This is a genomic window from Nitrospira sp. BLG_2 (genome assembly GCF_049222245.1).
This window is the reverse complement of the sequence record NZ_JBLYIG010000105.1, coordinates 1-2,809: the sequence shown is the minus strand read 5'-3', so window position 1 is coordinate 2,809 and position 2,809 is coordinate 1. Positions and strand designations below refer to the sequence as shown.

General features: G+C 53.9%; 3 protein-coding genes. All 3 read left to right on the top strand.

Annotated elements, in window-relative coordinates; translation table 11 throughout:
* Window positions 1-31 precede the first annotated feature (31 nt).
* The 3 genes from ACOSYY_RS03115 (at window position 32) to ACOSYY_RS03105 (ending at window position 2,513) form a co-directional block, all read left to right on the top strand.
* Complete coding sequence (locus ACOSYY_RS03115; protein ID WP_421660810.1) at window positions 32-403, top strand: hypothetical protein; 372 nt, start codon at window positions 32-34, stop codon at window positions 401-403.
* Between the two features lie 23 nt (window positions 404-426).
* Window positions 427-1,260, top strand: coding sequence for a hypothetical protein (locus ACOSYY_RS03110; protein WP_421660809.1), 834 nt, complete (start codon window positions 427-429; stop codon window positions 1,258-1,260).
* A 368-nt stretch (window positions 1,261-1,628) separates the two neighbouring features.
* On the top strand, window positions 1,629-2,513 hold the full coding sequence (locus ACOSYY_RS03105; RefSeq protein ID WP_421660808.1) for a hypothetical protein: 885 nt from the start codon (window positions 1,629-1,631) through the stop codon (window positions 2,511-2,513).
* Window positions 2,514-2,809 lie beyond the last annotated feature (296 nt).

Below are 2,809 nucleotides of genomic sequence, written 5' to 3'. Positions count from 1 at the left end.
CCGCTGATGCTGGGCGTTAGGCAGCACAAACATGATCAGTCGCGCTTTGTTATTTCCGAGATCAAGCTACCTCGCGGGACGCTGGTGGCATCGCTTTGCAACTGTGATCTTCTGGGTGTGGCTAGCCGCCATCGCAATCTTCCTCTTCAAGGCGCTGATCCTCGACCCATTCTCATCCTGCATGGGAGTCAAGTACGCGCTTCCGGGTGAGCCGAGTGACCTCAATTGCGGATCCAATGCATTTGATTACGCATGGATCAACGCGACTGCCGAGTCACTATCAAGCATCTTGCTTACCGCCGCATTTCTGCCGGTAATATTTCAATTGCACGGAGTTCGGTACTCAGCATCGCTAGCCAATGGGGTGCTGGGCACCCGTGCCGAGGGATTGATTTCAGTCTAACCTTAAGGAGCAATTAGAGATAAATGCTGCCCAATACCACACTCCCAAGAGATTCCAGAGAGCTTTGGAAACATTTCTCCGACACTTACTTTTCGCTGCGCGTGGGTCTTGCGGTGCTCGCGTTTGCCATGCCGTTTGTGTTGTATCTGTACGGAACATTTGGTCATGGTCTGGACTTGCAACCCTCGATGAGCGCGTACTTCTGGGCCGCCGCTAAAGACCAATGCGCCACCTTCCCGATGCGTACGATCTTCGTGGGATTCCTCTTCGCAATAGGTATTGGCCTTTATGTGTACAAAGGCCTTACCCCTCTTGAGAACTCTTTGCTTAACGCGGCAGCCTTCTGCGCGGTACTAGTCGCGATTTTCCCGGAACGACTTTCCTTGGATGAAGCTGCCAGCGATCAGCGAGTGGCACAGCTATTTGAAAGTTGCCCGGCGATCAAGGCGTGGGCTACCTTGCCTTCATGGCCCATCCATTACATAGCCGCCACTATTCTGTTTGTGCTTCTGGCGATCATCGCCTGGTCTTGTGCAAACAAGAGTCTCGAATTTCTTCCCACTGGACATGACCCAGCAAAGTTCCGGCGTACTTACCGGGGCATCGCGATCGCGATGATCCTGTTCCCCATTGTGGGGTTCGCTGCTTCACTCTTGTTCGGTTACGGGGCTAGCAAGGTCTTTTTCATTGAGGCAGCCGGCATCGTGACGTTTGGAGTGTACTGGACCGTAAAGAGTCGTGAGCTTGCACTGTCTGACTTGGAAAGAGACCCGGCCGAGGCGCTGGAGCACGCGGCACAACGACAGGCTGCGGAAGCGCAAGCAGTGACGCACAGCGCCGTCAACGCTAAGACATAGATGATCGCGAATGGGCTAGTGTTGCGTCCAGAAGTGCGTTCGTGGTGAGCCTGTCGAACCATGAACGGAACTCCTTGAAATCGGGCGCCCTTCGACCGGCTCAGGGCGAACGAATTATCACAGGAACTTAAGGGACAAAACACTAGGCGGGTGACACCTAACCAAGTGTTCGAGACGGACGCGGTTCAGCGCTCCGCCCTTCACCGCGCCGCTCAATGTGGACGTTAGCCTTCCTCGGAACCACTACGATGCTGCTGAATATCAACACCAAGACGCGCTACGCGGAAAAACGTCGGACAGAACGGTTACAAACCTTCGGCTTGGACGAACGTGCGCTACAAGACATTCTCTTCCGATCGTTGGACAGGTTGTTTCCTGATGATGAACTGATTCTCTTGATGCAGTCCCGTAGCTGGCAAGAAGAACCCGATTTGATGGCAGTTGACAAGAAAGGCAATCTCTTCATTTTCGAGTTGAAGGCGTGGGAGTCTCATAGCTCAAACTTGCTTCAGGTACTCCGCTACGGTCAGATTTACGGCGCAATGAAATACCCTGAGTTGGATGCCTGGTTCAAAAGGTCAACCGACCCATCCCAGTCGCTCAAGATCGCGCACAAGGCAAAATTCGGTGTCGAGCTATCGGAAGAGGATTTCAATCGAAAACAAATTTTTGTGGTGATGACCAATGGTTTGGATTACCGGACCCGAGAGGCTGCCCAGTATTGGCGCTCCAGCGGATTAGATGTGCGCCCTTGGGTCTATCGTGTCTACACCGGCGGTGCCGATGAGATGTTGCTTGAGATGTCACCGTTCAGGGTTCTCGACAATCCTTACGAGGATATTGCCGAAGGCTATTACATTCTCAATACGAACGTCAGCAATACCCAACAAGACCATGACGATATGCTCGCGCATGGCAAGGCGGCGGCATTCTTCGATCCGTGGAAATTCAAAATCGAGAGGTTGGCGAAAGGTGACGTTGTCTTCCTCTATCAATCCGGCGTCGGCATTGTTGCGTTAGGTGAGGCTGATGGAAAGCTTGTAAAGGCTCCTTATCAAGGTGACCCGGCACATCCTGATGAAGAATATTCAATGAAGCTTCAACGCTTTCAACATGTCTCCCCACCATTGACAGCCGCAGAAATAAAGACAATCACGGGAGTCAATCACGTCTTCATGAGCACGATGTTTGGCGTTGACGCGGACAGTGGGAAAGCAATCAGGAAGTTCATACATGACAATCGTCAGGCATAAGGCTAACCCGGCAGTCCACACGGACGCCGCGCGATAAAGCCGCGCAGCGCCGGTGACTTCTACGTTAGACGCCCCACGTCCACGGTCCGTCCCGGGCGGACGGACGTTACCGCGTCGCCGGTCTCTACTTTGCCGGCCTCGGAGGGGTTCTGAGCTCGGAAGCTTGACGTGCCCAGAGGCTTCCGAGTAGGCTTCCTAGCGCGATGAACTTGGTCGACCTGCTCAAGCGCCCGGAAGGCAAGACGCTGGAGTTCAAGCGCGAGCTCTCCGGCCCCGACGGGCTGCTCAAGACCGTC